This window comes from Agromyces sp. Marseille-P2726, assembly GCF_902809835.1.
GTDB lineage: Bacteria > Actinomycetota > Actinomycetes > Actinomycetales > Microbacteriaceae > Agromyces.
Genome location: NZ_CADDWM010000007.1, coordinates 26,222 through 53,071 on the forward strand (window position 1 = coordinate 26,222; position 26,850 = coordinate 53,071).

Genomic DNA, 26,850 nt, shown 5'->3' on the forward strand with positions numbered 1-26,850 from the left:
GGATGTCCCGCCGCGGTCGTACAATCGCCCTCAGGGGCGGTTCTGGTCCGCCTCGGGGTGGTGAACGCCGATGGCGTCGTCGACGAAGCGAACGATCGCGGTGGTCGGCGCGACCGGCCGTCAGGGCGGGCAGGTCGTCCGCCACCTGCTCGCAGACGGTTGGCGCGTCCGCGCACTCAGCCGCACACCCGCCGGCAAGAAGGGTGCGGAACTCGGCGGACTGGGCGCCGATGTGGTGTACGCCGACCTCGAGGATGCGGCATCCCTCGACGTCGCCTTCGCCGACGTCTCCGGCGTCTTCGTCATGCAGCCCCCGGGATCCCGCTCGATCGAGATCGAGGTCGGTCAGGGCATCAACGCCGCAAACGCCGCCGCCCGGGCGGGAGTCGCGCACGTCGTCTACGGATCGGCGGGGCCGGGCAATACCGAGACGGGTGTGCAGCAATGGGATGCCAAGCTTCGCGTCGCGCGCGGCATGGAGGACCTCGGCTTGCCGCTCACCGTCCTGCGACCCATGGCGTTCATGGAGCTCATGGTCGATCCCAGCTTCTACCCGCAGAGCTCCACGTGGTACACCATGCCGCGGCTCGCGGGCGTCGACAGCCGGATCCCGTGGCTCAGCGTGCGCGATCTCGGCGCGGTCGCGGCGAGGGCGTTTGCCGAGCCCGAGCGGTTCATCGGGAAGGACCTTCGGCTCGCCGCGGACGTGAAGTCGTTGGCGGAGTGCCGGCGGGTCTTCCGCGAGGGCAGGGGCAAGAACCCGCCGCGGTTCCCCATGCCGTTGTTCCTCTTCCGGCGATTCGTCGGCGACGACATCCTCACCATGTGGCGGTGGCTGCGGGAGAACCCGGTGGATGCCGACACCGGCCCGACCTACGAGGTGTTGCCGACGGCGATGGACGTGCAGGCCTTCCTCCAAGCCGTGCGCTGATCGCGCCACACGGCGCCGGGCGCGGCATGGCGGTGCGGCTTGGCCGTGGCACAGCGCGGAGAGCCGATGACGGGAATCGAATCGGCGCTGCGGCGGCGTTCCTTGCCGCGATCTGCCGCATGCTCGTGGCCCAACAGCCTTTCGATGAACAGGCGTATCTTCGAAGAAGGCTCAATCGCGGACGGTGGCGGCCGTCACTTCACGAGACACACGCCAGACGAGGGGGAGTTGTGCAGGGAGAGACGAACGACGGTCGGTCGCGTCCGCATGGCGGTCGCATGCCGGTCCTATGCGGGTGACCCGCCTCGGACTTTGTCAGTCGAGTGCCAGTACGGCTTGGAGTGCGGCGTCGATGGCGCGCATCTCGGTATCGTCGAGTCGGCCGGCAAACTCTCCGAGCCGCGACTGCGGGTAGATCACGGTGAGTTGTTCGATCATCACGCGGGTCTTCGTGCCGTTGATCTCGATCTCTGGCCGGAACGATGCTGGCCGTCGGCCGGTCGAGGTCGGGGCGATGATCCACGTCGACAGGGGCAGGTCATCGGACTGCAGCACAACGGCGTAGCGTGCTCCCGCCTGCTCGTGGCCGCGGACGTCTTTGGGTGCATTGAGCCGGTAGAGGTCACCACGCACGGATCGCGTCCATCTCCGCGGCCAACTCCCGCGAGGCGGCGACGTCATCGGGGTCGTCGCGCAGGCTCTCGGCTTCGGCCCGCAGCCGTGCACGACGGTGTGCCCGTTCGGTTTCCAGGATTGCGTTCCGGGCCGCCTCTGAGCGTGACTGTCCCTCGCTGGTAAGCGACTGCAGCGCCCGTTCGACCTCGGCATCAGTACGAATCGTAAGTGTGCTCATGTGACGAATTGTACTACGGAACGCACGGCGTTTACGGCGACGATTCAGCCTAGCCGCGCCAATCGAAAGTACCTGCGCCGTGCAGCCCGTGGGAGGATCCGTTACAGGGCCGCCGGGGGTCCAGGAGGTGCGTCGCGATGCTGCCGTTCGTCGGCAAGTCGAAGGGTGATTCCTCGGCCTTGGATCTCATCGATGGGCGCGTCGGCGGTCACCGATGTCCTGCTGGAGGCATCGATTGGCCAATCGATGCGCGGGGTGACCCGATTCAGGTAGTTCGATTCGTACGTCGAAAGTGCAGTACGCCCTGGATCGACTGACTGGCGCCGTGATCGACCCGGTCTCAGGGTCCTGAGCAAGAATCCTACGGCGATCAACGCCCACAACCCGGAAACGATCCATACTTGCACGCCCGGAGCAGCGACCAACGCAACCGCCCACCCGACCAGCCCCGCGACAAGCGCCAGCGCCAGAAGCAGCGCCTTCACCAGCGGTGCTCGCACATCACGCGAGCTCATCCTGGGGCGGCGGGAACCGCCAGCGGCGGGGACGATCAGCGATCCGATCGCCGCGCAGCCGCCGGTCGATGTAGACCATCACCAACCCGCCCGCGACAAGCGCCGCACCCAACGGAGCGAGCAGAGTCCGGGCGATCGCCACGACGATCTCCAGCACGCCGAGCGCCGAATACCACTCATCCGTGTTCGGCGCCCACCACGCGCTCAGCGTGAGCGGCGCGGCGGCGACCAGGATGCCGCCGGCCAACCCAACACCCACACCGACCCAGATCACGGTCCTGGGCATCGACTGGACACTCATGCAACTCCCTCGCCACCAAGACACGTGCCCGCAACCCTACCCAAGGGTCAGCAGGTCCCGCGATTGCCGTGAGTGCGCCGAAACGAAATTCCCTCGGGAGCGGCCGTCCGATGAGTAACGGGTTCCAGCCCTGGTACTCACCCGCTTCCAGATCGATCCTTGACGAAGATCGGCTGGCCGCGCGGTCCGTTCTGCGAACCGGCCCGCAATACGATGATTCCGACGTGGAGGCGCTCACCGCGCCATTGGAGGCAATCGTGTCCCAGTCATTTCAGAGCGGCGGGATGTACTTCAGCGAAGCCGAGGTCCGGGCTCGCCAGGGCCGACTCGATCGTGAACTAGCTGACCTCCGCGCCGAAACCGAGCGTAGGCAAGATACGCCGCCCACCCCAGCAAGGAGAGAACGGCGTGGTTGGCTCCGCTGGCTTCGGCGGTCCTAGGGCTGCTGCATTCAGTGTCGATCGCACCCCAGCGGCCGCCCATTCCCGAGTCGTACTGCCGGGCTCGGCGAAGGGGGCGATCGTTGCCCTCCGACGGATCGGTCATCGGGCGATCAGCCGGTGATCGCTCGCGCGTAGATACCGAGCGCCACGATCGCGCCGAGGCGGCTCTGACCAAATGGTTACAGGCCATTGGGTTAGGGCCGCATGTAGATTCGCCCGAGGGCTCGTTTCTGCGCTCGTGCGCCGCGCGCTTGCGCGTCGCTGCTCTAATGCCCGTCGGCTCCTTCAGTCCACGCTTACGTGCGCCACGGCACTGGCTGGCGGATAATCTGGCAATCGTGCGGGTCCGCATTCTCTGGTCCGTCGCAGCGATGTTCATCGCGGCGACCCTTTGCGGCTGCTCGGCGAGCCCGCCGATCCACCCGATCGGCACAGGGGTACCTCTGCCCGAGCTTCTACCGGTGCCGACGGTGAGCCCAGAGGAACTCGAACGGCTACTCGAGACGGGCAACGTCATGACGGAGGAGCAACTCGAGCTCTCGAACAGCGTGCAAGCTCACTTCGGCGCGGATGCATCGTTTTCGGGGCTCGAGTGGGTTCAGGAGCGAGAGGTCTACGTCGTCTGGTGGTACGGGGAGCCACCATCAGAACTCGTCCAGTTCGTCGACCAATCCGATAATTTGCTCGAGATCCGCCCGACGGTGAACGCGCCGAACGATGTCGCCGCGGCTGTAAGGGCGATCATGGAGCCCGGCGCCATCCCTGGCGTTCAGGTGTTCGGCGCAGGTGCGGCGATCGACTGCTCGAAGCTTCACGTCACTGCCGAACCGGTCGATCCGCTCCTGACTGATTCCGATGTGCGGGCGCGCATCGAGGCCGTAGCTCAGTTCCCCATCGACCTCGAGATCGGTTCGATCGTTCCCATCACCGGCTGAGTGGTCATTGAGTGTTCCGTCGGCATGCGCGCGCAAGCTGGGGAAAGAGGCGAATCCTTTTGTTTATAAAATGCTTCTGATCAGGGAATTTATCTCGGAGCCGATGACGGGAGTCGAACCCGCGCTGTCTGCTTGGGAAGCAGAAGATATCCAGTAGTGATTCACTCGACTTCACCCGGGCTCACGAGCCCCGGAAACACGGGGAACTGTGAACTCGAGCGAACCACCGTGATCCCGATTTTGTGACTATTAAGTGACTACGAGCAGCTCCTGCCGACGCGTCAAAGGGTGCGGGGATGTCGTTCTGTACGATTCGGGCCATCCGGGGGCTCCAATGATTACCGTTGGGGCCAGCTGTGCGGGATCTTGCCCGTTGTGCGGCCGTGTAGTCGACCATCGTCACCGACTCGGACGGTCATCGTTCTGTACGCGGGCGGTAGGGGGATGTGCCGCATGGTCATTTCCGGTACTCGTCTTGTCTCCCTCCAGGTCCTACCCGTCGCTCATTCGGCGCATTTATCTCGGCACGGAAGGCATGCTCGGGGTGGAGGGGGCACCCGATCATCTTCCCGCATGTCGCGTTGGAGCGGGGCCGATGCGGAGGAGATGCACATGCGAGCAGATGCCTGCCGCTCGCACTTAGTGCCGGAGTCGCGACTAAGCCTCGATGCACCGATCGGCTTGGGGATGGCGGGGTAGGCCTGGCTCGGGAGCGTTGGCTTGTCGCGGGCAGGAGTGAGCTACGGGCGTCGCATCCCGGTCGTCCACTGGTGGTCCTCGGTCGTGCCGCGTCGCGGCGATGGTCAGTTGGCCGCGGATGGTGGCGCGTGGGTCGTTGTGAACAGCCGCGCGAACGCGGATTCCCATGGCCAGGCTTGCGGGAGGTGGAGCGTGATGCGGCGTGCGGAGCGAGCCAGCCGCGCGGGCACCGCGATGAGGGTGCGGCGGATCGTCGCGGTCGTCGCTTTCGCCAATCGGCCGGCCTGGTCGGCGATCACGCCGGCGGCGCGGGTGAGGTTGAATGCGATGACGGCGAGGACGAGCCAGGCGCTGTTCGCGGTGAACACCCCGGAGGGCAGGTGCGCGAGAGGTCCCGCTTTGAGATCGGCGTGGACTTGCTCGATGATCGCGTGACCGCGGTGGGTCTTGTCCGCGACCACCGTGTCCATCACGTCGGGATCGGTGGTGGTGAAGAACGCGTGATGCCGGAACGTGTCGAACAGCGTCGGCTGTTCCAGATTCTTCGGGTTGAGGTCGGGGATGCGCCGCACCACCAGACGCCCGGTGGTGCGTTCGGCCTTCTTCCTGGAGCGAAACGCGGTGAACGGGATCTCGGCGACCTCTGCTTTCGAGACCCACTGTCCGCTCGCCTCGTCACGGACCGCGTCGGTGTACTCGATCATCGTCCACGCATCCTCGCTGATCGTGGTGATAGCGGCCTTCACGGCCGGGTTCATGCGGACGGAGACCGAGACGTCGGCGCCGGCTTTGATGGCGGTGCCGACATCCTCACCCCATCGGCTCCGCACGGAAGATCTTCGAACATGAGGTCACGCTACGCCTGCAGCGGGTGGGCAATCCGAGTCCAGCTGTATGTGTGGAAACTGGCTGGCCGGTAGGCCGCGACACCACCGTAACGGCCTCTCCGAGAGCCTCCTCGGACTCGGTGAGAAGCAGCGAGCCATCGAAGTTGGGGCGGCAAATCCCGCCGTGACTATTTGTGACCTCTCAGGCATTGCCGGACAATACAGAATGTGAGCACCGTCGGATCGGACGAAGCCGCGTTGTGGAGACGCAGTGTCGCGGGTGAGGGTATCGCTTTCGGTGCGCTGTTCGATCTTCATCGTGATCGAGTGTTCCGACACAGTTTCTGGCTCTTGGGTGATGTTCACGAGGCTGAGGATGCGTCTGCGTCAGCATTCATGGAATTGTGGCGTTGTCGTGGACAGGTCCGGCTCGTCGCCGGTTCGGTCTTGCCTTGGCTTCTTGTGACTACGAGCAATGTGTGCCGAAACCTTCGTCGGGCACGGCGTCGCTATCATGCCCTCCTGGATTCGCTCCCCCGGTCGGAGCCGGCCCTGTCGGCAGAGGACACCGCGGTCGAGCGGCTCGCAATCTTCGACGCGGTATCCCCTGAGTTGGCGGACGCCCTCAAGGACGTGTCGGAACGGGATCTCGGATTAGTGTCGCTGACGATCTTGGAAGGGTTCTCGATCGCCGAGGCTGCCGCGGCACTCGGGATGTCACCGTCGGCGGCAAAGACGCGGCTATACCGTCTGCGAACCGGACTTCGGCAAAAGCTCGCAGCACCGGTGAACGCGCTTGATCGGCAATTGGAGGGGTGATGACGATGCAGATGGACGAGCGTTTCGCAGACGAGCTGCGGGCCGCTCTCGTGGCCGAAGCGGGACGCAAACGCACGCGCCACGCGCGGAGAGCCTGGTTCGCGGGTGGGGCCGTCGTCGTCGGAGTACTCGGCGGTTCCAGTGTCGCGACCGGTGTGCCCATTCCAATCGGTGGGATAGCGGATCCGGCGGACAAGCCGGGATCTGCCGCAGTCGATCCCGTCGAGCGTGCGGAACACGACTCGATTCTCGACTTACCGTTGGCAGACGAGATCCAGTCGGTCGAGCAGGCGCTATCGCAGCTCGGTGTATTCGGTGAATTCCCCGATGTCTTCGGGGCAACGGAGGTCAACTATGACACGGCGGAGCTCCTTGTGTACTACAACGAGGCTGCGGCGCCGGAACGAGTCGCGACATTCCTTGCGCGCGTCGACGCCGTCAGCGCGCCGGCGGAATTGGGCATTGTCGCCGTCGCTGCCGGATATGCGCGTGCCGAACGCGAACAGGTTCTGCGCGGGCTACTCATGCGGGCAGGCGAGCTCGCCAGCCAACTCCAGGTGTCCGAGATAAGCGGAGGCGGCATAGATCATCGCACCGGTCAGATCGTCATCCACACAACCGACGACATGGGAGCCCGCACAGTGACGATAGGTAAGGAGTCGATTCGTGTCGTCGGGTCAATCGGACCAGCCTTCACCGGGTCCACACCACGTAGTGGCATGGACAGCATGTGAGCCCTCGGGCTTGATTGTTTCTCGACCGCGCGCGAGACGGAGGTGCAAGCCGACCCAACAGTCAGTTGGGGTCACCTCGTGGCCAGGGTTGCACTCATCGCGAAGCTGATGTCTTGAACGTGGAAATAGAAGCAGTTCTTGACACCATTGACAAGGATGTGGCCATACTGCTGGCCGTGCGCAATCGCGTCTCCGGTGGCCGTGGTCGTGAGCCAAGGCCCCCCGGAGTCGCCCTCAGCGCATTCCTGGTAGTTCGTCCGGACGAACGGGTAAAGGAAGATGCCGCCTTCACCGATCGTCGCCTGTCCAACTGCGTTCACCCATCCGATATCCAATCCTGAAACGCCACCGCTCAGCGCGACGGGTTCTCCGATGGTCGGGGTTGCATCCGCGCCGGTGACGGAGCGGATATCGGAAGTCGCGTAATTGCCAACGAAGACGCTTGCGCTGAACTGGCTCAGCGGTGAGCTACGGATGAGCATGGTGTCAATTGCTAGGTCGGAACCGAGCCTTGTGCCAACATACTCGCCGTAATTGTAGAAGGTGGATACCCCACCCAAGTAATTGCAATGCTCGGCGGTGCTGCCTCGAAGCTCGAGGTTTGACCAAACCTGCCAAGTGAAACCGCTCGTGCAACGGATAGTGCTTGTGAGCCCGGTGTCGGCGACCAGCCTCAGCCCGCCAGTCCAGGGAGCATAGTCGTCATAACGCGTTTGCGCTTCAGGTTGCCCGGACGAACCAACGATCGTGAAGCGTTCATCACCGACGGTGACCGGCACGTGCGTCCGACACTCGAACTCGACGGTCACGGCGATCAGTGTCCCACCTCGGGCAAGTCGATAAGTCGGAGGCGCATGACCGCCGGCCACGGTCGCTGAGGCGAAGGGTCCGCTCGAATTTGTGACTATTAAGTGACTACGAGAGCGGTTCTGCAGTCGAGAGTCGCGGGCCCGCAGTAGCCGAAATCCCTGATCAGCCACGCGAACCTATCGAGGTGCATCCGCGTGGACTGTTTCCGTGCGTAATGTGGGATTGCCTGCCTGCTGCCGGAGCATCGAAAGGGCGCCTGATCAGCCAGTTTGCAGAGAGCCGATGACGGGAATCGAACCCGCGCTGTCTGCTTGGGAAGCAGAAGATATCCAGTAGTGATTCACTCGACTTCACCCGGGCTCACGAGCCCCGGAATCACGGGGAAGTGTGAACCCGAGTGAACCAACGTGATCTCGATTTTGTGACTATTAAGTGACTACGAGCTCCTGTCCAGCCTGCTTGAGATGTGCACGAATCGAGTCACCTCCGGCGATCGACCGCCGGGCATTTCATCGCACGCTTCACCATATTGGCGACGCCGGTAGGCGCCCATTCCGTCGCGAACTGGTCGCGTCGTCGCGTCGAGGAGTGCCCGAAAGGATGGCGCGATGCAGTTAGGGACCGTCATCCGCGCGCTTGCCGACCTCTGACAGGCTCGCGCAGACCCGTTGCGCTACGTTCTCTCCACCCACAGGCTTCTGCATGCCGACGTGCGATGCGGGCCGTACTGCACACCCATCGTTGATACCTGATCAAGGTGGATTAGCTCCGCAGAGCCGCTTCGAGTTCAGCCTCGGTGAAGCCGAAGGTGTAGTCCTCATCTTTCCCGTGGGACGCCCAGATGTCCGCTGCCTCGTGCACGCTCAACGACTCACCACTCAGCTCATCGTCCTCATCGTCAAGCCCGAGCCTGCAGCTTTCGCAGTACATCTCGGAGTAGACGTAGCGCTTGGTCAACAACGTCCCGCAGCGCGGGCATGGAGGAGTATCCCCGTGGTAGGCGTCCGTCTCTTGCCAGGACTTGTCTCGGAAGACGTCGAACAGCCCCATATACAGCCCCAATCGCTTCGCCAGACCGGCCTGCGTCCTGCCTGTACGGGTGTTTATAGCTTATCCGGCGAGTGTCCCTCGGCGCAGGCGCAACGGTGCTAGATCAGCACTCATGATCAGGATTCGGTCGCGCTGTCCGATCAGCTCGGTCTCGTTTGATGCAACGGAGGCCGAAGACGTGCATCGCGTTCTGCGCTGGCCGCAAGTTGAGTACGAGGTGGTGTTCGCGGCCCTCGATGCGTTTCGCGAGAAGGCAAGCCAGAGCGACCGGCGCTGAACGAATCCCGCACCGTTGCGCTGAGGGATCGTCCGTGCGTCGCCCGCGGACCGGAATTGAGCACGCTCCAGGTGGCTTGCGCCGGCCGTCGCGCCCCGCCGTTGTCCGCGCTGCCTCAGTCGGCCCCGAGTGCGGAGGTGTATCGAATCGCCACCCCGACACTGTCGGGTGTACGTCGGCCATACAGCCAAGCCCAAAGGACGGCTGCCGCAGCGCCCGCACCTGCGATCGCACCGGCCCTCAGAGCATCGTCGGGTGTGCTCGACGCGGCCACCGCCGCCTCGATTGCTACAGGGACGCCTCCTGCTTTTAAGCGATCTGAAAACGAGGCCTTCGCAACGCTCGCTCGGAGCCGAATAGACGACTCGACCATTCGCTCGCGAAAGAGTAGTCCTGCGCTATCAGCATCTCCGTCCTCCAGTTCGTTCTCGAGTTCGTCGAGCGCAGAGTGAAGGTCAGCACGAAACCCAGCGAAGGTATCGTGGCGCCGAATCGCCAAGGCGTCGTCACTCGATAGATCAAGGCGGTCCATGTTCGGAATCTCACCGGCCGACGTTCGCACTAGGTGGCGGCTCAGATGGACCCCACTACTTTGATGAGGGCGCACGAGTGCCGACGTTTCAAGAAGGTAGTCGAGCAGCGAGATCTCTGTTGCGCTCGCAAGTGCGACGTCGATAGCGGGATCACCCGCTGTAACAGAGAGCTGCCAGCTGAGGTGAAGAAGTGCTTGCCCCAGCTGCTCGACGCGCTTCCGTGTCTCCTCGACCTTGCGGTTCAGCGACCACGACGGCTCCATCTCGGGGACGAGTAGACCAAACGCAAACAAAAGCTCCGATCCTTGGTCGATGTATGAACGGGCCGCTGACCCGCCGAGCATTGCCGCGGTGTCTGCGGCTTCCGCGAAGTTGGTAAAAACACGCATATCCGGATCGACACCAAAAGCCCGCAGGACGCCCTGCCTGGATCTGTCAGCAAGAGCTGGTCGGACAGACCGGAACTGAAGTGTGCCAGCCGCCATCAGGGACTCGACCTCTGCCAGTAAGCCGGTCAGTTCAGTGAGGGCCGCCGCGGCGGCCTGGACACCGCTGCGGGTCCTGATCTCCTCGATCTCACGCACAGGGTCGGAACACACGAGCCCGTCGTGTGCCAGCAGCATTCCGAGCGCACGCCCCCCTATCGTCTCGCGTGAGCCAGTGCCAAAAAGCGACAGCTTGTTGAACCGATGATGACTGAGCAGTGGGTAAACACGCCCGTGTCTGCTCCGCCGCGCGGGGGTCGTTGGCGCGTCCAACGCGAGTTGCCATTCGTCCAGAAACGCCTCGAGTTGCGCTGATGAGATCGTTTGCTTGGTCATATCGAGTTGAGCCGGGCGAAATCCAAGCGATGCCTCATAAACGGCAAGCAGATCCATGAACCACACCGTAGCGGCGGTGGTCCTCGCGCAACGCTCCCACACGGATGGCGATTACAAAGTGGACGGGTCCGCACTCGACCTTCCCTCTACACGCAGTGCGCAGAAGGGATGGCTTCGAACGCGCTCGGAGGCTTACTCGTGGTTGCCCTCGCCGGGCGATGCCCGTACGGATCGTCTGTGCGTCGCAGGCAGACCGGCAATCGAACGACCCTAGTCACGGGCCAGAAGCCACTGTTGATTGCGAACGACCGAAGTTGGGGGCTGTTGCCGCGGCCTAATGCGTCGAATGGAGCAGTCCAGGCTTGTCCGAAGGACCAGTTTCGAGGGGCGAAGCCCGTCCCGAGCGTTAGCATCGTGCGGTGAGTCACCTCGGCCGAAAGGGCATCGACAGGAAGTTCGAACATGCGCTGGAGGTAGCCGGCCGCGTGGATCAGTTCGCCGCTGACTATTTCGCCAGCGAGCCGATCGAACTCATCCCAGTCGACGACAACCCATTGGGCATGGCGGAAGTCAAGGTGCGCCTTCCGCTGGACGAGATGTCCTTGGGCATCCTCGTCGGGGACGCGGTGCACGCGGCGCGAACCGCCCTCGACCACCTGGCGTGGCGTCTTGTGGAGGTCGGCGGCGGAAACCCGTCACGATCCACCCAGTTCCCAATTCAGGAGACCTCCGCTGGGTTCGCTGATCTGGCGAGAAAGCAATTGAAAGGAGCCAGCCTTCCCGCGCGGCAGATGGTCAAGGAATTGCGGCCCTATCTCGGCGGGGACGAGAGATTCGTTCTGCTGAACCAACTCGATATCGCGGATAAGCACCACATGCTCCTGCCAACGGTCTTCACGGCCACCGGCCTGATGTTGAGCGCACAAGCGGGGCGCCGCGTCGACGGTCAGATGGTGTACGAACCACAAGGGATGGACGTAATGCTTTCAGCCGCGGATCCAGATCCAGTCGTGGACGGACTGCTCGTGCAGCGGCCGTCGGTTCTAAGTCCGTTCGACGACGATCCCGAGCAGGAGATCGGCCTTCGCATGGGGCATGCGCCGGCGTTCGCGATCCACGTCGGCGCGAAGTCCGCCGGCAAGGATTTGAAGGTCAACGAGATTGCGCCTCTGATCTCAGGTATCCGGGCTGCGGTTGAGCCGATTGTCCAGCTAGTCGCGTGACTAAGGAGCGCATGCTCCGGTTGGGCCGCACCGTTCACCGAGACCGAGCGGCACCCCTCGCCTTTGGGCGCACGATCAACGACGGGCTAACGGGCGGCGGCTTCGCTGGGCGTGTACGCCACCGCCACGATGAGAGACGGGCCCCCGGCAGCCGACCTAGGATGATGCGGTGTCTCGCATGCTGCTCGTGCTCTGTCTGGGGTTCGCTCTAGGTGCGCTCGTATGTGCGATTCAGTACGTTCTGATTCGCGCTGGACGCTTCCCTCGAAACCCATACATAGGGCTCCCCGGCTACGCTCGCGAGTCCGATGAGGTGTGGGCACGAGCGCACAAGGCGGCACTGCCGTGGATCGGTCGCGCCGGCCTGCTTGCTGCGGTCACAGCTACCATCGGGGCGTTTGGCTTGGCGGTCGGTGCTGGCATTGAGGCATGGGACCCTCTGAACGTCGCCTGCGGCATCGGCGGCGCTGTCGCCGCGGGGCTCTATCTGTTCGGAGCGAATGGCGCTGCTGACGAAGCCACAAACGGATGACCAGACGTCGGTGAGCCCAGCTGACGCTGAGGGATCGCTTCAGGCGCCAAACCGTCGGCGGAGAGCCACCGGGATCGAGCGCGCCGGGATCGTCGTCTGACCGCGTCGTGTGGAGGTATGCACCGTCCCCCGATCGTCGACGATGCGGGCCTGGCATCGCACGAGAGCAACCGTGTGCGGCGTCGAGCTGCCGACGTCGACCGTGAGCGATGCTTCTCGCACCCAACCGACCGGTATGTGTCGGGCATCGAGATGGCGCACGAGATCTCGCTGGAGCACCTCTGCGACCGCGCGAACGTCGCCGGACGCGGGTATGGCCGTCCCAGCGATCATGTCGAACGCGTACACCGTTCCCTCGCCTGAGCGAACCGCCTGGGCGATGTGCGCGAGCGGCCAGTCCGGGTTTGCGGGCGAATCGAAGATGACGTGCCCCGTGATGCCATCGGCGACGTCCGCAAGTTCACGCCTTCGAGCCACGATGAGACCCTATCCGCGGACAATGCCACTCGCCCGCTGTCGCATTGGCCGATCCCGCGTTGGCCGTCGGGTGGCGGGATCGCCACCGACCTGCGTCGACCGATCGTCGCACCCCTTCGCTGATTAGTGCCCACATCGCAGCCCAGCACGAAGACCTCGAAGCCATCCGCCGCGGGGTGTCTCGAGCTCATCTGCAAGCGCCTCGTCGAACCACCGAGTCCTGTTCGTGGCTCAGCTCCGACCCGATGTCGCCGCAGCACAATATGATCTGGCCGGAGAAGGGCGGCCTGCTTGATGACTGATTTCATTTCCGCCACCGCGGACATTCGTGGCGATTACCGCTACACGCTGACCCGCGTCTGGGACGCAGCGCTGCCAACGATCACGTTCGTGCTGCTGAACCCGAGCACCGCCGACGCGGAGCAACTCGATCCGACGCTGCGGCGGTGCGTCGGGTTCGCGGAGCGCGAGGGGTACGGCGGCATGGTGATCGCCAACCTGTATGCGTTCCGTACCAAGTCCCCGAAGGTGATGATGGCCGCAACTGATCCTGTGGGACCGGAGAACGATCGCGTGCTCGGCAACGTTACTGGCATCGTCGTAGCGGGGTGGGGCACGAACGCCGATCCGGCCCGTGTCGCGCAGGCGGTCGCGCTGCTGCCGCCGCTCAACGCATTGGGCGTCACGAAGGATGGGCACCCGAAGCATCCGCTCTACGTGCATCGTGATGCGCCGCTCATTGACTGGCCGCCCGCCGGGTGAGGTAGGCGCCTCGCCTTAGTCATTCGACTTGTTGGGAGGCCTGGATTCTCGCTTTGGCGAACGCGGTTCGGCCTCAGACCGGGCGAGCTGCTCCGCCTCGTACGCGGCGCGAAGCTCATCCTCCTCTGCCCACCACTCGTGAACCTCGTTCTGTTGCTGGCGAAGAACACCGAGTTCATGTGCGACGTCTTGTGCCAACACCCGCTCGCCTCGGAGCCATGCCGACACCACTTCGAGACCGGCCCGTCCAGCGCGCCGAACAGCCTCGCTCTGGCTACGTGCATATCCCACCTGCTGTAGGGCGAAGGCCATCCCGATTCCCTCACGCACGGTCGTGAGGTCGCTCCGGACCTCGACAGAAGGAATCAGCGCGATCTCGCGTTCAAGGAGAGGATCCTCGTCCTCCCATGACTCGGGAAACCAATCTTCAAAGTCCGGCCGATCCCGATCTGGCGGCTGGTAAGGGTTCGGAGGTGAGGCGCTTCGAACGACTCTGATCAAGCGCTCCCGCACCGCCTCGGCTGCGGGCCGTGACATTTCCCAGAGCTCTCTCTCGCGGTCCTCCTCGCGATGAGCACGAGCCTCCTCTCGGGCTGTTCGCTCACGCCGAGAGCGCAAGAGTTCGACGGTAACTACGCCGGCGAGGGTCAGGATCGCGCCCAGAATCGCGCCGGCCACCTGCGGATTGAACGCCACGGCCGCCAAGTCCATGCTTCACCGTACTTGATCGGGAGTCGCAAGTCTTCGGACCGATCGGCCGCTCTTGGTAGCTACCCGGCTCGCGCGCGGTTGGCGACCGGCTGCTGTCGCGCTGCTGCGAGCCCGCGCAAGTGCGGCGCGACGCGCTTGGCATGCGCGTCGCCGCACCGTATTGGTGCCCAGGGATGCCGGGTGTGCGAAATCCCCGGGATCGCACGCTCGCGGCCGCCGACCCGCTGGGTAGGGTCACGACATGGGGATTGCTGGGGAGCGTGCTCGGGTACTGGTGACGGTGAAGGCGTCGCCCCAGCCGTCAGCGAAGTACGGGGACACCGTGTGCGTCGCCGGGTTGCGGATCGATGAGTCGCCGCACCGGTGGATTCGCTTGTACCCAGTGCCGTTCCGCTGGTTGAGCTCTAGCAGCCAGTTCAGCAAGTTCGACGTCATCGACGTGACCGTGAATCGACGAGCGCAGGATAGCCGCACCGAAAGCTTCGTCCCGGATACGCAGTCGATCCAAGTGGTGGAGCATCTGGATGGCTGGGATGCTCGGGCGCCTTACATGAACATGCTTCCGACGACGACGACCTGTCGGCTGACAAATGAGGCGGAGCGTGATCATGCGGCCCCCTCGCTGGGGATGGTGAGGGTAGCGAGCCTAGAAGGGTACGCGCTAGAGAATCACCCGGGCTGGACCGCCGAGGAGGAAGCGAAGATCGCGAAGGCCATGCTGAGCTCGGAGCTAGATCTGTTCGGAACGAATGCTCCCCCGGCGACGAAGCTCAGAGCGCCGCGACTGAAGCTCCGGTATCAGTACAAGTGCCTGGAGCCCGAGTGCCCGACACATCAGGGGTCGAATCTGGACTGGGAGCTGACCGCGCTGCAGAACCGGTATCACCGTGAGTCGATCGATCGCCTGCGGGAGATCGTCGAGGACAAGTTTGTCCGACAGATGTTCGAGGGCCGCCGACAGACATCGTTCTTTATGGGGAACTTCGAGGCCCCGTTCAAGCGGTCGAAGTTCAGCGTGCTCGGCATCTACTACCCGCCGTTGGCGGTGGCCTCGAAGGTGCCCCTGTTCTGAACTGCTACGCGCTGACGAACTCGTTCATGCGGTTGCGGATCGCAGTAAGAGCCTCGCGGCGATGACAGTGGAGCTCTGACGCTTCGAAGCAAAGCAACGCGACCTTTACGGTGCTCGCCAGATCCGCGAGCTCATCGATGGCCGCGGCCGCGTCGGGCATGGTCAGGCCATCGGCATACTTGGCACGCGCAGCGCGGCCGAGGTCCGTGCGCCACTCCTCCGAGAAGCCGGCGCGGTTGTCACGGGCGTTTCCGAGCTCGGGTCGATGTTGGTAGGAGATGCCGGCGGCCTCGACGGCATCGGCAAGCGCGCGCTTGGAGAAGCCCTTCTTGCGCGAGATGGCGTTGAGCCGGACATCCACCAGGACGGTCACCCCGAGGGCGGCCAGGTCTGCAACCAGCAGCTCGATGGTTTTCCCCTCATAGCCGACGCCGGTGAGGCCCCCAGTCTCAGTCCACATGTTGCCCAGCGTACCCGGCGCGATATGGGCCCTCTGGATGCCGCGGCCGCCATTGACACGGGCGGAGTAGCGCGGCGAGTTGCCGGCCGCGAGCGCCCCGCCCGGATTCGTTCACGCAGTCGATCACGCGCGGGCCACAAGACGGCGGGGGATGAGGCTCACCTGGCCCTTCCGTATCCACTGCTCCGCCCGAGCGAGCCTCGCTACGATGACGAGCATGACCCGGCCGCAGCCGCTCCAAACGTTCGATGCCAGTGGAGACGACATTCCGCTGATGCTTGCACGAAGCTGGGCGGATGCGACGTTCGAACTGCTCAACAGTTCGAAGGAAAGGCGACGGCGCCACCACAATCTGGATTCGATGCACGAGCGAGTGGACGGTGATGGCATCACCTGGGAGGCGGTCGAGGAGTCGCTTCGAAAAGTCTGGACAACCGATTGTCTTCTGATCCTCAGCGCCGCCAACCTAGAGGCATGGGTGCGCAAACTCTACATCGCACGCCGACGCCGGGTACCCGAGTCGCTCGAGAATCTGAAGCGACTTCGGAACGCCATCGAGCATCTCGATGAAGCGGACCTCGATGAGGAGTCATGGACTGCGACGGCGAGGACCGCTGTCGCCCGTACTCGTGGAATCGGCGCGTTGCCCAATCAGTCACTCGCAATTGGCGTGACCGGCGACGGGAAGCTGTTCGGGGTGATGACCCATGACGAACTGGAGGGCCTCGTTCGTAGTTTGCTTGATGAACTCGCGCAGGAGCTCGATGACCACGCGCGCGACTGGTTCGAGTTTGCGCGGTCAGGTCGCTAACGGACGGAGGCGCAGCACCAGGGGACGAGCTCAGCGGTTACGACTAACCCCAGGCTTGGCGTACTCGTGCCTGCGTCTAGTTTGTTGACTTATTCGGCACAAGGTAGTGGGGGCCCACGAGGCCGACATGAACGATCTTGGTGGGCCCATTTGTGTCGTCGTAGAAGTAGACGCGAGGAGCGAGGGGGCCTCCACCTTCGGAGATCTTGAGGTGCGCGAGCATCTTGACTTCCCCTAGCTCGTTCACTCGGCGGTCGACCTTGAAAACCCGAGACCGGCCGAGGCTGTTCTGGACATACTCACTCTCGGTCATCGAGAGCTTCTTGCTCGTAGCCGGCCATCCCAGCACGGGCCCCGAGGCACACCACTCCCAGAATCCGCCGGCGTCCCATCCGCCAGCTCGGTCTTCGGCATACGCAGCAAGCGCACGCAATCCACGCCACGTGGTGTTGCCCCAGGCGTAGGCGTTCGGGGCAGTGTCGATGTCGTCAAGTTCCCGAACAGCGGTGTCAGGCAGGGCAAGCCAACGCGGAAGGTACGTCTGCGCGGCGAGCACGGCCTCAGAGGTGTCCTGCACCTCGTCGGGAATCGATGTAGCATCTTCATGCTGGGTCCCCCAGAGCACATCGGCGAGGCCACGGGAGATCAGCTCTTCCTTGAGGCGCGCCAGGTGGCCGTTCGCGGCGGCGAGCTCCTTCTCTAGTGCGCTGTGCTCGTCGCGAGCGAGCTCGCGTTCGAAATCCCACTCATCCCGCGCCGCCACCAGCTCCGCGGCCGGAATCATGCCATCGAGGGCATCGGCGGGGAGGCCGTTCTGCTCACCGAACACACGGAACACCTCGGGAACACGACGCCGAGCGGAGAGTTGGGAGACTGAGTACACGATGCGGTTGATCGTCCGCTGTCTCGCTTCCTCGAACAGCGATCCGAGATAGTAACGGTGACGCCATCCCTCGGACTCGGCGGTGACAGGTCCAGGAATGTAGACGCGGACGCCTCCGCCCCAGATCGCGAGCGCGCCGAGCCTGCTCCGGAATGCCGTGACGGCTGCGTTGTCGAGCGTGAACACCACGGCCACGCCCTCCGCGCGCCGCGCGATCGTTTCGGCCACCCTTCGCCATTCGCCGATGTGGTCTCCGCCCGGCTCGGTGCAGACGATCACGGGTAGCGAGCGATCCGGGTCCGCTAGGAGGCCGACGAGGATGTCGATACCGTTCGCCGGGATCGACAGCGTCTGGGTGAGCACAGTGCTGCCGCCCAGGCTCGGCTTCTCGGACGCCTCTAGAAGCTGGTGAACCACCAGAGGCCGGCCGACGATCACCCTCTGAGTCAGGTTGTCCGACTCCATGCGGTTCTCGACGAGGATGTGCACGCGGGCCTCGTCCACGACCACCCGGATCACGACCGTCCACTCGGTCGGCTCGCCGGGAATCTGGTCCGTCACGATGACCTCGAAGGCCGCGGCGCCGACCGGTCGATACTCGACGCGGCGCTGGCGCTCCTGCGACACGACCAGTTCGCTCGGCCCCTCGACCAGGGCCGCCGGTTCGGAGGTCTCTTGAGTCCAGCCGGCGACGCGCCGCTTCAGGTCGTCGAGAACCTGGCCGAGCCCTGACGCTGGCTTGTCAGACCAAACCGCCCGATAGAGAACAGTCACCGCAACCCCCTTCGCGCCGAGGCGCCTGCAGTCGCCTTGGCCCGCGCCATGGACACCGTTGACGACTCTAGTGACAACGTGCGACCTGGGCGCGAGCCCCCCGAGACCATATGGTGTGTGACTGTTGCTCGGTGGATGGCGGCGGCATTCTGTTATCGCCCGTGTCGCTCGGCGCACCGTCTCGGCAAGCTGTGGCGCCCCGGCCGCGCGCCGTCGGCGGAGCACGCCATCATGGCTTCATGGAGCAGCGTCGGGTCTTCGAGATTGCGAATGAGTTCAGAGTCGACACTCGTACCGTCCTCGAAGCGCTGCGCAGCATTGGTGTGGTTGCGCCGAGAGAGGAGACCCAGCTCAGCGGTGAAGTCACGCAGCAGGTTCGCGCGCTGCTGGAAAGCAGGCGTGCACTCCCGCGCCAACCAGGCGGAGCGAAGCCGTCACGCCCACGCGAACAAGGCGCTGGGAAGTCGTCACGCCCACGCGAGCCGGGCGATAGGAAACCATCGCGCCCAAAGTCGGCGCTCGCCCAAAACCCTCTTCGCGGAAAGCACAACCGCGCAATCAGGGAGCTCATCTCCACGATGGCGGCGCGACTACGGGCGTCGGTAAGGCCCGCTGCAGATGTCAGTGTCATCGTCTTCTTCCACGACCGCGAAGCGACGACCCCGTACGGAATCTGCACTCTCGACGGCGACCCACTGACCTCGGCCGCAATCGATGACGCCGACGTCGCAGACGTGCTCGCACCCATGCGCGACGCCGACCGCGACTACCTCCGCCGGGACCGGACGCCACCCAATCTGTACATCGCGTTCGATCTCGTCCACCAGCACGTCTGGTACGGCAGGTCACTGAAGACGGTTCAGAAGCACAGCGGCTCTCGCCTCGATATGGAGACGCTCGTACGGGTCCCAGATCCGTCGACCGGTGAACCTCCACGCCTCGCCCCACAGGCCCAGCTCTTCACACCGGACCAGGTGCCACGTCTGACTGCGGCGATCGCCACGGGCGAAGACCGTCCAGAGGAGTCCTTCCTGCTCGACGAGGAGTTCCTGCACCTCGCCGTCGACAGCCTCGTGGACGCCGAGCTGCTCGAGCCCTTGCCCGTCCACATCAATGCGCTCTGGGTCTTCTCGCGACCGATCATCATGCAGCGCCCGGACCACAGCGACCGCCATGTTCGAGCCGTCTGGTTCCGGCAGGGTGCGACACTGTGGCGCATGCGCACGTACACCGCCGGAGTCGGCGCCGGCATGAGGGTCAGGCAGGTCGGCGCTCAGCTCGCCGGACGTGTGCCATTCGTGCCGGTGTGGGACGACACCCGACCGGAGCAGAAGCTGCTCGCGGCCGTCTGGGCGCTGATGGCTCAGGGCGGCGTCGCGGAATCTGAACGCATCGGCTTAGGCGGCGCTGTCATCAACGGGATCCCGGAGCGCTCGGGCGATCTCACTGTCGTCCGCGTGAAGGCAGGGACCGATCACGCGACCGTGTACCGAAGAGAGGGCGCCGGCGAGCGATCGGATCGCGCGGCTTGGTCGGTGCGCGGGCACTGGCGACGGCAGCCGTACCCATCGCTGGGACTCGATGAAGACGGCAATGTGCGCACCAGACCGATCTGGATCGCCTCGTATACGAAGGGCAGCCGCGAAGCCCCAGTGGAGCCGAAGGTGATCACGGTCCATCCGTAGGCGGACGAGCCATCTGCCGGCTGGTGCGCCTAAGCCAATAACGATCGTTTTGGCGCGGATCACGAATGTGATCCAGTCGTCGACGAATCGCCGTCGTCGTGTGACATACGGTGGTACTTCGGCGGCATGGAGCCGGTGGGATGCGAGTTCCCGCCTGAGGGGAACAAGCTCGTACCCGTCGTCGCGATCGGGGCGCCACTGTTATGTCGGTGCAGGATCTCTCGGATGACGAGGCGAGCGGACAGGGCGACCGAGTTCCGCGGCACGGACGGTGCGAGCGTTTGCGGGACAGACCCGCGCGATAGCTTTGCGCCACAACGAACGCGAATGGGGAGCGCGGTGGACCGGAAAGAGAAGAAGAGACTCCGCGAACACGTCGGTGAGCACCTGGACGTCTCGCATGCACGCCTGACCGACGACGAGGCGGTGAAGTGTGCCCAGTTCGTCGACGAGTACGACGAGAATTACAAGGGTCACAGCGTGACCCGGACTCATAGCCACGACGGCTGGAGCTCCGACGGAAAATCCACGAGGGAGGAAACCTTCACGGAGACGTTCACCGATGATGTCGGCATCAGATTCGACTACGAGTATCGCGATGACGACGGCCAGACCGGATCGTCGACCAGCGTGGTCAACGATGCGCGGGGAATTCTGAACTGGCTCCGCCGCAATTGAGGCCTCATGTCGCTGACGAGTCACCTGAAGGACGCCGAATCGCCGGTCAGGCAGTTTATCCACGAGAGTGCGCCGGAGCTTGCCCTCGCTGGCACCCGAGGCGCCGACGGCAAGGCGGCGGCATCGCGACTCGGCTTTGATGAGCTCACAGCGCTTGAGACCAAAATCCCCATCCCGGCCCAGGTGAAGCCCGCGGAGCGCAAGAGCCACGCGATCGTGGCGGGCATGGCGCTCGACTACCGCATCCGCATGGATCTGCCGGGCTTCAACCTAGAGGAGACCACAGCGAGGAAGGGGCTGGATAGACTCGCGGCCAACCCCGATGTCGTGCACAGAGGCAAGCACATCTACAAGTTGCTCCACACGGCCTACGGACTCACCTACCTCACGGTGAAGAACGATCCACATCCGTTGAGCCTCGCTCGCGCGTCGGTGCTACTGGCATGGTGCGAGTCGATCTATCGGGCGGGGCCGATCGCAGCGCTTACGAATGACCTCGGCCGGCACATCAAGCGGGCGAAGGACTCGTCCGGCCTGTTGATGAGCATCGACGCCCCGTTGATCTTCGATATCGCCGACATGCACAAGCCGCTCGTGCCTGTGCTTGACGAGTGGAACCAAGCGGCCGCCAAGGGCATCGCCTACGTTCCCAACCCGACGTTCCTCGGAAGCGTGGCTGTGGGGGGAGCAGATGGTGACTTGGTACTCAATGACCTGCTCGTGGACGTCAAGACTCGGGAGGAGATCACAAACCCGTGGCTCCGTCAGAGCCTGTTCCAGCTTCTTGGCTACGCGCTCCTCGACGTCGAAGACTCGCTCGGCATCCGCCGCGTCGGAATCCTGCTTCCTCGACAGCCGTATTTCTCGGTCTGGAAGCTGGACGATCTCCTCGGCAAGGACGCCGAGGATGCCCTGCCCGAACTTCGAGATCGTTTCGCCGGCCTGCTCAGTGGGATGCTCCGCGCTCGTCCCATCTGAGCAACGTCGCGATCGTGGACCATGTCCGGGCACTTCATCGGACAGGCTTCTGCGAATGAGGGCTATGTCTGGTTCTGGCGAAGCGCCGCTGCGACGGCCGGCGCGGCCCCAATGGCTCCTGTCCGGGCGCTTCGCTCGGCGATTCGCAGCAGTAGGTCTGCGAGGTGAATGATGTCGGCCGCTTCGGTGGGATGGTCGAACTCAACCGCTCGGTGACTCGCCGGGTTCTTGAACGCACCGATTGTGCCGGCGAACAGATTCGCGATCGCCTCCCTCTCCGATTTCAGATCTCCCGTGGCAAGTGGGCCGGACTCGGGATTGAATGCGGCTCGCATGAGTCGGTCCCCGTACAACTCTGGACCGGCACCCGACAGCTCGCGCACACGCAGCTCAACCTGGTGAGTGGCAGCGAAGACTGCGGTCTGGTAGCTACCGCGCTCGAACAGCGTCCTCGCCTCCTCCAATGCCGGGTGAAGATCTGCGTGCAGGCGGTATGACGCCTCCGCGCGGCCGATGTCAGCGGACTCCGCCGCCGCGATGCCAGCGGTGGTCAGGCTGTACTCCCCGGTCGCCCCGCTGTTAAGGGATGCTGGCCCGACGAGGGCGCGTGAGATCAGCCAGGCGAACGCGTCAGTCAGCACCTGCGGGAGGTTGAGCTGCAGGTATGCGTCGGGCAGCTCCCGCTGGTTGTTGACGCGTCGGGCCTGCGCGCGCGCGCTTGCCTCGGCGTGTGCGCGCATGTTCGGGACTGACCACTCCGGCTTCTCTGAGAGGTGCATGGCGCGGGCGATCAGCAGCCCGGCCTCGGAGGGGGTCATCAGTCCCAGCTCGCGTGCGCCCACGGTGAGGACCTCCGCGATCGTGACTGCTATGTCCTCGGACGGTTCGGCTGCGATGCTCATTCGCGAGTTCCGTGCATCCGCATTTGGTCAACGTAGCGCACCGCATCCACCGTGCGGCACAGTCACCACGATTCGAATTGGAGCCTCTTCGGGTCGGCGCCACGTGCGAGCACGGCGCTTCTCTGCCATGCGTGAGGCGCGACAGGGACCTTGCTGCCCAGGCAGCCCTCACGAACCATGCCGTTGCATGAGATCACCACGCCGTTCCTGGTGATAGCTGACCGGCGCGCCGCGAGCTTTAAGCGCTGCCGCTGGAACCGGCCGTACGGGGCGTTGATAGGGCCGCGGTGGCATAGTCTTCGATCGTGGCTGATCCTGCGAAGTTCGATCATGACAGACTTGGACATCTCCTCTCCGACCAACTCCTCGTCGTTCCGCCCTTCCAGCGACGCTATTCATGGCTTGAAGAACATGTCACAGAGTTCTAGTCAGACATTGAGAAGGCGAGGGCTGATGGAAATTCGTACTTCATGGGCACAGTTGTGCTTGCCGACGCCCCGAATGGAGACAATCGCAAGCTGATAATTGACGGTCAGCAGCGCATTACGACGACCGCGCTGCTCATCGCAGCCGTTCGTGATCGTCTTCGCGAGCTCAAGAAGGACATGCCCGCCCAGTCCGTCGAGAGCACGCACCTAAGCAACTACGTGCTTGCCGAGGAAGAGACCATCTCGAAGCTGACGCTCAGTCCCGAAGATCAGCCGGCGTACGATGCCATTCTGGTCAGCACGCCGCGCGTTGCGAAAGCGGATGGTGTGTCCCGTTCCTATTGGCAACTCAAGGCCCGTGCAGACGATCGCGCTCCGTCGGAGGATGACTACCGGCAGTTGATCGAGCTCGTAACATTCCTCGATAAGAACGTCCAAGTCCTGCTTGCGGTCGCGACTGGTCTGCCCGAAGCGTATGTGATTTTTGAAACTCTCAACGACCGGGGGGCGGACCTCACGACCGCGGACCTCCTCAAGAACTTCCTCTTCAGCGAGGCAGGAGCGAGCGCCATCGCGTTCGCTCAGGCGTCGTGGACTCGAATGAGCTCGCGGTTTGACAAGCCAGAAGACTTCGTCAAGTTTCTTCGGTACGAGTACATGTCTCGCCGAGGCCAGGTTACGAACCGTGGACTATACAAGGCGTTGCAGGCCGACATCAGCGGTGGTGCGGCAGGGGTGCGTAAGTACCTCGAGCACACCGAGAAGGCCTTGGCGCGCTACGTCGCATTGCGCGAGCCCGATGACGCGTCATGGTCCTCGCAGGCCATTGAGATCAAAGACTCGCTCCTAGCATTCCGGCGCTTCGGATTCGAGGCAAGTACGCCGCTACTTCTTGCGGCCTTTGCGAATTGGTCCCATTCGAACGCAACCCGCTTCGTCGACACTGTTGCCGCGTGGTCGGTCCGCGCGCTGATGGCCGGCACGCTCGGCGGTGGAGTTGCCGAGAAGGCCTTCTGCGATGCGGCAGTGGCAGTCACGAGCGGGGCCGCGAAGTCCGCGACCGATATCCGGCCGATGATGGATGACCTAGTTCCAGATGACTCAGCGTTCCGACAGGCCTTCATGGCTTTCGGTCCGATCACGACCACGCGAGCAAAGTACCTGCTGGCCTGCCTGGAGCGTCAGTACCTCGATAATCTCGGCGAGCCAACAGACGCCATGCCCGACTGGAGCGCCAAGACGGTTTCAGTCGAGCATATCTTTGCCAGGTCTAGCAACCGCGAGCGCTTCGACACGGACGATGACTTCGATCGTTTCGCACTGCTGCGAGATCAGCTGCAGAATCTTGCACTACTTGAACGAAGTCTGAATGGCAATCTGGAGGACAAGCCCTTCGAGGAGAAGGTCGCGACGTACTCGGAGTCGAAGTTCGCGCTCACGCGCCGGCTTTCCGAGCTTGAAAACGGTTGGAACTTTGGCGCCGCTCAGCAGCGGGCAGAAGAGCTCGCCGGGCTCGCCATCGGAGCTTGGCCCCGTTGAATTTTCAGCATGCGTCCCTAGCGGCGAACGCTCTGTCTACTGGCCAATCCGATGGCTGCGCGATACTGCTCCTGCACGTCAGCGGGGATGCGGCCGCGAGCCGGAACCACAATGCCGTGATCGGCCGCCCAAGCGCGGATCTCCTTCAACGTCGCGCCGCTGGAACTGACGCCGCGGCGGGCGGAACGGCGGGCGGTTCTGCGGGCCACCGCGGTGTACGGCGCAAGCGCGGAGCGGAAGTTGGCGGCGTTGTCAGCCGAGAGGTCGATTTCGTAGCTTTTGCCGTCGAGGGTGAAGGTGATGGTCTCGGCCGCCTCCGTACCGTCAATATCGTCGATGAGCGTGACAACCGTCTTCTTGGACAATGACGCATTCCTCTCGCTGGTTCAGCCCGGGCATGTGCAGCATAGTGACCCGCGCCTTATGACGAAGTGCGACCATCACGGCAAGTTACGCAGAAGATGGTATTGATCACTTCGGCGCACCCCAAGGATAAGCGGGCCGCCGCGGCCAGCGTCTCTGGCGAGGCATCTATGGCGCAATTGCGCCACGCTATCTTGCGCAAGCCCGGCGACGGGTTCAATATCCGCCATCGCAAGGAGTCCGATGCCGATTCAGGAGGGCACCTCTTGCTCGCCCAGCCGGTCCACTTCGCCGGGTTGGTACGCCGGGTTGCCGGCGCCTGGTCTGTTCACCGTCCAGAGCACCGCGATCTCGCAAGTGCGGCAGTAGATCACGCCGCCGAGACCAGTCACGCACCTCGTGGCACAGCTCGGACAGTCGGGCTCAGTTGAGGCAAACTCCTGCACGCGGTCAGGCTATCCGGCGTCGCCAAGCGAGCTGCGATCCGTGAATCGGTATCCACAGGCAGCCGCACTTCGCACTTACCCGGCGCTCCCAACCAACGCGAGTTCGATGTCTCGAGCCGGCCGGCATCCCATCTGAACACTCCATGCTCGCATCTGCGTGTCGAGCCGCAACCCCGAGTGCGGTGGGCGGATGGCTCGGGACGGTGCTCCGCACCATGCGTGGAGACTTCCAGCGCTTGGGGTTGCACCACGCCACTCCGATGCGCTCACTCCGCGTATCAGATGGGATGCCCTCCGAAACGGTGGGGCCAACGGAAGGGGATGCGGGGATGAGCAGGATCACGGTCTACAGCAAGCCCGACTGCGTGCAGTGCACGGCAACGTGTCGCGCGCTCGACGGCGCGGGACTCGAGTACACGGTCGTCGACCTCTCGATGGACGCGGCCGCGATGAGCTACGTGTTCGACGAACTCGGTTACCGGCAGGCGCCCGTCGTCGTTGTCGACGGTCACGGCCACTGGTCGGGGGTCCGCCCCGACCACACCGACCTCATCGCCAAGGCCGGGCAGGTGATCGCGTGACCGCGGTGATGCAGCTCGAGTTCGACCTCGCCGCTCTCCTGCCGCCGCCGCCCATTCCCGAGTACACGGGTCGTGCGCCGATGCATTACACCGGCGATTTCTACATCGTCGACGACCTCGCAGCTGCGTTCCGTGCGTGGGTCGCCCGGCACGGGAGCTTCGGGAGCCACCCCCGCTCGCACATGTGGGTGTCGGCCACCGGCCATCCGGCGCCGGCTGGCCACACCTTCACGACCATGACTGCGGATCTCCGCTGCAGCGTCGCGTACGACCATCCGCGCGGCTGCAGCTGCGTCGGCGCTCTCCTCCACCGTGCACAGTGCGACGCCTGCGAATGGGTCGCGGCCGGCAACGAGAACGGCGTCGTCGAGGCGTGGCACGACCACGCATGGCCCGGGTGGCGCGACCTGCCGGTCATGCCGCTCAAGGACCACGAATCGCCCGCCGCCCGCTCCAATCGGATCACGAGGTGGGCGCAGGAACACCAGCCGGTCGACTGGCAGGTCGAGGGCGCGCCGATCCGTACCGCCCGCGCCAGCCTCGCCAGCCGCCACGTCGAAGGCCGATCGCCGTGGAAGGGTTACGACCTCGCGGACACGGAGAACGCACGATGAGCCAGGTGCTGCAGCTCACCTTCGACTTCGACCTCGACGACGACTGGGTGCCCCTGCAGGATCCGCCGTTCGACTGGGCCAGATACGAGGCTGCGCCGAAGGCCGAGCGCCGCCGGCTTTGGAAGGCGCACCTCGCCACCTACCGATGCCGCGACTGCGGCAGCGCGAAGGGCCTCAACCAGGGCGGATCAAGCGGTCACGTCTGCGACGACTGCGCCCACCTCGACGAGTGCGAGAGCGGCCGCTACGGCCAAGACGACGGTCTGCACCACTCGAGGTGGGGCGTCCCACCCCACGGGCCAGCCGAACACGTGACGCTCTCCGCCGCGCGAGCGCGACGCCGCGCGCAGTACCGCATCAGGAACCAGAACCGTTGACGAAAG

Annotated in this window: 26 protein-coding genes and 1 pseudogene; 15 read left to right on the forward strand and 12 right to left on the reverse strand. The window is 64.2% G+C overall.

Translation table 11 applies throughout. The features are described from left to right. Positions 1-70 precede the first annotated feature (70 nt). Complete coding sequence (locus HUS56_RS01785) at positions 71-931, forward strand: NmrA family NAD(P)-binding protein (protein WP_173921704.1); 861 nt, start codon at positions 71-73, stop codon at positions 929-931. Between the two features lie 315 nt (positions 932-1,246). Here HUS56_RS01785 and HUS56_RS01790 read toward each other — a convergent pair whose 3' ends face one another. From HUS56_RS01790 to HUS56_RS01800, 3 genes are all read right to left on the reverse strand, one after another. Next, positions 1,247-1,564, reverse strand: a complete 318-nt coding sequence (locus HUS56_RS01790) for a type II toxin-antitoxin system PemK/MazF family toxin (protein WP_173921705.1) — start codon at positions 1,562-1,564, stop codon at positions 1,247-1,249. Beyond that, the gene (locus HUS56_RS01795; protein ID WP_173921706.1) at positions 1,554-1,784 is read right to left on the reverse strand and encodes a hypothetical protein; all 231 of its coding nucleotides are present in this window, start codon (positions 1,782-1,784) and stop codon (positions 1,554-1,556) included. Before HUS56_RS01795 ends, HUS56_RS01790 begins: the two co-directional genes overlap by 11 nt. A 501-nt stretch (positions 1,785-2,285) precedes the next feature. Next, on the reverse strand, positions 2,286-2,585 hold the full coding sequence (locus HUS56_RS01800) for a hypothetical protein (protein ID WP_173921707.1): 300 nt from the start codon (positions 2,583-2,585) through the stop codon (positions 2,286-2,288). A 538-nt stretch (positions 2,586-3,123) separates the two neighbouring features. On the opposite strand from HUS56_RS01800, the gene HUS56_RS01805 reads away from it, so the two are divergent. Next, entirely contained in the window at positions 3,124-3,978 is an 855-nt protein-coding gene (locus tag HUS56_RS01805; protein WP_173921708.1) for a hypothetical protein, read from the forward strand. Between the two features lie 803 nt (positions 3,979-4,781). Here HUS56_RS01805 and HUS56_RS01810 read toward each other — a convergent pair. Further along, positions 4,782-5,483 (reverse strand): annotated as a pseudogene (locus tag HUS56_RS01810) (transposase); the annotation flags it as partial. Between the two features lie 249 nt (positions 5,484-5,732). Here HUS56_RS01810 and HUS56_RS01815 point away from each other — a divergent pair. Together HUS56_RS01815 and HUS56_RS01820 are read left to right on the forward strand one after the other, a co-directional pair. Continuing rightward, complete coding sequence (locus HUS56_RS01815) at positions 5,733-6,323, forward strand: RNA polymerase sigma factor (protein ID WP_173921709.1); 591 nt, start codon at positions 5,733-5,735, stop codon at positions 6,321-6,323. Beyond that, on the forward strand, positions 6,323-7,057 hold the full coding sequence (locus tag HUS56_RS01820) for a hypothetical protein (RefSeq protein ID WP_173921710.1): 735 nt from the start codon (positions 6,323-6,325) through the stop codon (positions 7,055-7,057). The genes HUS56_RS01815 and HUS56_RS01820 overlap by 1 nt, the downstream gene beginning before the upstream one ends. Positions 7,058-7,128: 71 nt before the next feature. Here HUS56_RS01820 and HUS56_RS01825 read toward each other — a convergent pair whose 3' ends face one another. The 3 genes from HUS56_RS01825 to HUS56_RS01835 all read right to left on the reverse strand — a co-directional run bounded on the left by HUS56_RS01825 (position 7,129) and on the right by HUS56_RS01835 (position 10,605). Further along, positions 7,129-7,866, reverse strand: coding sequence for a hypothetical protein (locus HUS56_RS01825; RefSeq protein WP_173921711.1), 738 nt, complete (start codon positions 7,864-7,866; stop codon positions 7,129-7,131). 763 nt (positions 7,867-8,629) lie between these two features. Then, the gene (locus HUS56_RS01830; RefSeq protein WP_173921712.1) at positions 8,630-8,917 is read right to left on the reverse strand and encodes a hypothetical protein; all 288 of its coding nucleotides are present in this window, start codon (positions 8,915-8,917) and stop codon (positions 8,630-8,632) included. 392 nt (positions 8,918-9,309) lie between these two features. After that, entirely contained in the window at positions 9,310-10,605 is a 1,296-nt protein-coding gene (locus tag HUS56_RS01835) for a hypothetical protein (RefSeq protein ID WP_173921713.1), read from the reverse strand. A 362-nt stretch (positions 10,606-10,967) separates the two neighbouring features. Between HUS56_RS01835 and HUS56_RS01840 the strand changes: the two genes are divergently transcribed. Both HUS56_RS01840 and HUS56_RS01845 read left to right on the forward strand, forming a co-directional pair. Continuing rightward, positions 10,968-11,771, forward strand: coding sequence for a hypothetical protein (locus HUS56_RS01840; RefSeq protein ID WP_173921714.1), 804 nt, complete (start codon positions 10,968-10,970; stop codon positions 11,769-11,771). A 1,303-nt stretch (positions 11,772-13,074) separates the two neighbouring features. Next, a complete protein-coding gene (locus tag HUS56_RS01845; RefSeq protein WP_173921715.1) occupies positions 13,075-13,542 on the forward strand; it encodes a DUF1643 domain-containing protein in 468 nt (155 codons plus the stop codon). Positions 13,543-13,557: 15 nt separating this feature from the next. Here HUS56_RS01845 and HUS56_RS01850 read toward each other — a convergent pair whose 3' ends face one another. Next, positions 13,558-14,253: a hypothetical protein gene (locus tag HUS56_RS01850; RefSeq protein ID WP_173921716.1), complete on the reverse strand. Its 696-nt coding sequence runs from the start codon at positions 14,251-14,253 to the stop codon at positions 13,558-13,560. A gap of 241 nt (positions 14,254-14,494) precedes the next feature. Between HUS56_RS01850 and HUS56_RS01855 the strand changes: the two genes are divergently transcribed. Further along, positions 14,495-15,325, forward strand: coding sequence for a hypothetical protein (locus tag HUS56_RS01855; protein WP_173921717.1), 831 nt, complete (start codon positions 14,495-14,497; stop codon positions 15,323-15,325). A gap of 4 nt (positions 15,326-15,329) precedes the next feature. Here the strand turns inward: HUS56_RS01855 and HUS56_RS01860 are convergent, their stop codons facing one another. Further along, the gene (locus HUS56_RS01860; protein ID WP_173921718.1) at positions 15,330-15,785 is read right to left on the reverse strand and encodes a DUF488 family protein; all 456 of its coding nucleotides are present in this window, start codon (positions 15,783-15,785) and stop codon (positions 15,330-15,332) included. Between the two features lie 208 nt (positions 15,786-15,993). Between HUS56_RS01860 and HUS56_RS01865 the strand changes: the two genes are divergently transcribed. Next, positions 15,994-16,596, forward strand: a complete 603-nt coding sequence (locus HUS56_RS01865; RefSeq protein WP_173921719.1) for a hypothetical protein — start codon at positions 15,994-15,996, stop codon at positions 16,594-16,596. A gap of 76 nt (positions 16,597-16,672) precedes the next feature. Here the strand turns inward: HUS56_RS01865 and HUS56_RS01870 are convergent, their stop codons facing one another. Continuing rightward, positions 16,673-18,253 (reverse strand): hypothetical protein, encoded by a 1,581-nt coding sequence (locus HUS56_RS01870; RefSeq protein ID WP_254431237.1) that lies wholly within the window; start codon positions 18,251-18,253, stop codon positions 16,673-16,675. 239 nt (positions 18,254-18,492) lie between these two features. On the opposite strand from HUS56_RS01870, the gene HUS56_RS01875 reads away from it, so the two are divergent. The 3 genes from HUS56_RS01875 (at position 18,493) to HUS56_RS01885 (ending at position 21,594) form a co-directional block, all read left to right on the forward strand. Next, positions 18,493-19,938 (forward strand): hypothetical protein, encoded by a 1,446-nt coding sequence (locus HUS56_RS01875; protein WP_173921720.1) that lies wholly within the window; start codon positions 18,493-18,495, stop codon positions 19,936-19,938. Between the two features lie 327 nt (positions 19,939-20,265). Next, positions 20,266-20,616, forward strand: coding sequence for a hypothetical protein (locus HUS56_RS01880; protein WP_254431238.1), 351 nt, complete (start codon positions 20,266-20,268; stop codon positions 20,614-20,616). 6 nt (positions 20,617-20,622) lie between these two features. After that, positions 20,623-21,594, forward strand: coding sequence for a hypothetical protein (locus HUS56_RS01885; RefSeq protein ID WP_173921721.1), 972 nt, complete (start codon positions 20,623-20,625; stop codon positions 21,592-21,594). A 62-nt stretch (positions 21,595-21,656) separates the two neighbouring features. Here HUS56_RS01885 and HUS56_RS01890 read toward each other — a convergent pair whose 3' ends face one another. Continuing rightward, positions 21,657-22,496, reverse strand: coding sequence for a TIGR02391 family protein (locus HUS56_RS01890; RefSeq protein ID WP_173921722.1), 840 nt, complete (start codon positions 22,494-22,496; stop codon positions 21,657-21,659). 434 nt (positions 22,497-22,930) lie between these two features. Here HUS56_RS01890 and HUS56_RS01895 point away from each other — a divergent pair, with 434 nt between their 5' ends. Then, positions 22,931-24,463, forward strand: coding sequence for a DUF262 domain-containing protein (locus HUS56_RS01895; RefSeq protein ID WP_305792485.1), 1,533 nt, complete (start codon positions 22,931-22,933; stop codon positions 24,461-24,463). 17 nt (positions 24,464-24,480) lie between these two features. Here HUS56_RS01895 and HUS56_RS01900 read toward each other — a convergent pair whose 3' ends face one another. Beyond that, complete coding sequence (locus HUS56_RS01900; RefSeq protein ID WP_173921724.1) at positions 24,481-24,828, reverse strand: Lsr2 family protein; 348 nt, start codon at positions 24,826-24,828, stop codon at positions 24,481-24,483. A 773-nt stretch (positions 24,829-25,601) separates the two neighbouring features. On the opposite strand from HUS56_RS01900, the gene HUS56_RS01905 reads away from it, so the two are divergent. Genes HUS56_RS01905 through HUS56_RS01915 form a run of 3 tightly spaced genes read left to right on the forward strand, consistent with a single transcriptional unit; the run spans position 25,602 to position 26,844 of the window. Further along, on the forward strand, positions 25,602-25,853 hold the full coding sequence (locus HUS56_RS01905; RefSeq protein WP_173921725.1) for a glutaredoxin domain-containing protein: 252 nt from the start codon (positions 25,602-25,604) through the stop codon (positions 25,851-25,853). After that, positions 25,850-26,467: a DUF6349 family protein gene (locus HUS56_RS01910; protein WP_173921726.1), complete on the forward strand. Its 618-nt coding sequence runs from the start codon at positions 25,850-25,852 to the stop codon at positions 26,465-26,467. The genes HUS56_RS01905 and HUS56_RS01910 overlap by 4 nt, the downstream gene beginning before the upstream one ends. Next, a complete protein-coding gene (locus tag HUS56_RS01915) occupies positions 26,464-26,844 on the forward strand; it encodes a hypothetical protein (protein ID WP_173921727.1) in 381 nt (126 codons plus the stop codon). Before HUS56_RS01910 ends, HUS56_RS01915 begins: the two co-directional genes overlap by 4 nt. Positions 26,845-26,850: the final 6 nt, after the last annotated feature.